The organism is Microcystis sp. M090S1, assembly GCF_020246295.1.
Taxonomy (GTDB): Bacteria; Cyanobacteriota; Cyanobacteriia; order Cyanobacteriales; family Microcystaceae; genus Microcystis; species Microcystis aeruginosa.
The window spans coordinates 1-2,730 of record NZ_JADBTF010000407.1 but is presented as its reverse complement, the minus strand read 5'-3'; the positions used below and the strand labels follow the sequence as shown (position 1 = coordinate 2,730).

Here is a 2,730-nt window from a genome sequence, read left to right as displayed (position 1 = left end):
GATCAAATCAACCTACGGGCGCAAATCTGTTGTAATACTAAATCTGGTTATTAAAGACTGATTATTTATTCCCCTTTTTGCATGAGTGCATGAGCAGAAAACGGGTTTCTCGGAGAAACCCGTTTTCTGTGCGTTACTCAACGGATTTAGTATAAAATGTTAGTATCTGGCAGTTAAAAGAGCCAAAAACTTCTGCATAATCCCAACGTATGACCATAACAATAAGATTTGATTGGCCTATTAATATCTCGGAATCTCTCCATTCACAAGCAGAGGAACAGGCTAAGATAGCATATATCATGACTTTGTTAAAACATGGAGAAATTAGTAGTGGGATAGCTGGCAGGCTATTGGGAATCTCTCGTTTAGAAGTTCTCGAACTTATGGGTCAATATGGGGTTGCCATCTTCCCCGACCAAAATCGAGAAGAGTTAGAACAAGAAATTACAGAAACCCTGCAACTATTAGAAGATTCTCCTGCGTGATTATTGTCTCTAATACCACTCCGTTAAGTGAGTTAGCTAAAGTTGGTCAACTTAACTTACTCCAAAAACTCTTTAGCAAAATTATCATTCCCCAAGAAGTTTATAATGAAGTCACCACAGGAAATCATCGGGCTGCTTCGGTTGTTCCTGCTGCTCAGTGGATTGAGGTATTTACCCTTCAATCTCCCGCTCAATTATTACAATTGCAAATTCAGTTTAAACTAGATTTGGGGGAAGCGGCTACAATTGTCTTGGCAGAAGAATTAAAAGCGAATCGAGTCTTAATAGACGAAAAATTAGGAAGAAAAGTCGCTCAGTCTAGAAATTTGCCCGTAACTGGAACAATTGGACTTTTATTAATCGCCAAGAAGAAAGGAATTATTATTGAAGTTAAACCCATTTTAGAGCAGTTTTTGAGTCAAGGTAAAAGAATTAGCCCAATTCTTTATCAAGAAATATTAGGAATGGCTGAAGAAAGCTAGAAATTAATTCCACACACAAACCAGAAGAGCCTAGTGAGATCTTCTAGGTTGTGTGTGAGGATGGTATAACTGGAATTCCTCGTATAAATATACTAGCTATGGCTAAAAGTCTTACAGAGTCTGAGTTAAATCAATACAATTGATGTATCGATTTCAGGGTTCTTGTCCCCCTGTCAGATTGGTATGTTAAAATGAGGTGAAATAATATCAATGCGTGGAGTCATTCTTTGATATGAGTAAATATTCTAATTTTGACCCAACTCATTTTGTTGTCGAACCCGAAGAAACTGAACAAATAACCCAATTAAATCAGCTGCTTAATAGAGAAATCCCGACGAGACTCGTAACTGAACAGGGAGAAAATGTCCATATTCCCGAATCGGTTTTAATGGTACTTCGTTACAGTGTAGCTGCCTTAGCATCGGGACAGGTAATTCAGTTAAATGTTACCCCTCAGGATTTAACTATAGAAGAAGCGGCTAATTTGTTAAATGTTTCTAACTCTTATCTAATAAAATTACTAGAACAGGGGCAAATTTTATCGACTAATGTAGGCAGTGATAGACGGATAAAACGAGAAGATTTGGTAATATATAAAGAGAGAAAATATCGAGAAAGAGAACAAATTTTAAATAACCTTGTGGCCATGACTGAAGCGGAAGGACTATACAGAAAAGATGAGGAATTAAACCTAGATGACAGCAGAGCCTAGGGTTGTTTTAGATGCTTGTGTTCTTATTCCTCAGTATTTACGCGATACTTTATTATCAATTGCTTGGCAAGGTTTATACTCTCCTTACTGGTCGAAATTAATTTTAGAAGAAACAACCCGCAATCTGATTAATCGATATAATATAACTTCAATAAAAGCCCTTAATTTAGTGGAGACAATGAAAGCAGCTTTTCCCGAAGCCATGATTGAAGTGCCATCTGGTTTAATTGAGTTAATGACAAATGACTTAAAAGACCGTCATGTTCTAGCAACTGCTGTTATGGCTAAAGCTAATCTAATTTTAACTAATAATCTTGCCGATTTTTCCCTGTCAGCTTTAGAAACTTGGGGTATAAAGGCTCAATCTCCTGATACTTTTTTAAGTCATTTGTTCGATGAATATCCCGAAGAAATTAAATTCAGTCTAAATCGGCAGGTCGAGAAATATAAAAATCCTCAAAAATCTCTAGCTGAATTACTAGAGTTTTTAGATAAAAAAGCTAATTTATCTAATTTTTGTCAAAAGATAACTAAAATTCTTTGATATAACTGAACTTCTCCAGTGTAAATGTACTAGCTATCTAAACATGGCTACAGAGGGAATCGCTTACTCTAGAGATTGATGACACTATCTGTTACAATCAAGTTAGCGATCGCTATACAGCGAACTCTAGGGAATCGCTCCACTCCAGATACAGTCAACGGTAAAGCCATTTTCAAGTGAAAAATGTACCCAGTAGCCTCTTTTCAATTTTTTCTGAGAAGCTCCATAAGGGTTTTGTTAATTTTTTAGTATTTCTGTATGGGGGAAGTCCAGTTATTACAGGATTCAACGTTTCTGACCCTGATGTTCTCTATTCTCTGGTTACTCATCAACCCATTCAACTCTTACAAAAAAGCCAGAATCAAGATTCTTTAAGTCAGGCAATTGTTTAGACCTCTTGCAAAAGTCTTAAGTCGATCCTTGTACAGCAACATTTTTGAAGATTATCAACTACTAATAAATAATTAACTGAAAGTCCCTCCCATTATTGTTTCTATCGTTTGTTTT

The 2,730-nt window shown here is 36.2% G+C and carries 4 protein-coding genes; all 4 read left to right on the top strand.

Annotated features, from left to right (window positions below):
- Positions 1-209: 209 nt before the first annotated feature.
- The 4 genes from IM477_RS18010 (at position 210) to IM477_RS17995 (ending at position 2,223) form a co-directional block, all read left to right on the top strand.
- Positions 210-485: a UPF0175 family protein gene (locus IM477_RS18010; RefSeq protein WP_190722249.1), complete on the top strand. Its 276-nt coding sequence runs from the start codon at positions 210-212 to the stop codon at positions 483-485.
- Complete coding sequence (locus tag IM477_RS18005) at positions 482-967, top strand: PIN domain-containing protein (protein WP_190722250.1); 486 nt, start codon at positions 482-484, stop codon at positions 965-967. Before IM477_RS18010 ends, IM477_RS18005 begins: the two co-directional genes overlap by 4 nt.
- A gap of 232 nt (positions 968-1,199) precedes the next feature.
- Positions 1,200-1,679, top strand: coding sequence for an excisionase family DNA-binding protein (locus IM477_RS18000; RefSeq protein ID WP_190722251.1), 480 nt, complete (start codon positions 1,200-1,202; stop codon positions 1,677-1,679).
- Positions 1,663-2,223, top strand: coding sequence for a PIN domain-containing protein (locus IM477_RS17995; RefSeq protein WP_190722252.1), 561 nt, complete (start codon positions 1,663-1,665; stop codon positions 2,221-2,223). The genes IM477_RS18000 and IM477_RS17995 overlap by 17 nt, the downstream gene beginning before the upstream one ends.
- Positions 2,224-2,730 lie beyond the last annotated feature (507 nt).

Coding starts and splice junctions, on each gene's coding strand:
- IM477_RS18010 (WP_190722249.1), top strand. CDS start 210: ATGACCATAACAATAAGATTTGATTGGCCTATTAATATCTCGGAATCT.
- IM477_RS18000 (WP_190722251.1), top strand. CDS start 1,200: ATGAGTAAATATTCTAATTTTGACCCAACTCATTTTGTTGTCGAACCC.
- IM477_RS17995 (WP_190722252.1), top strand. CDS start 1,663: ATGACAGCAGAGCCTAGGGTTGTTTTAGATGCTTGTGTTCTTATTCCT.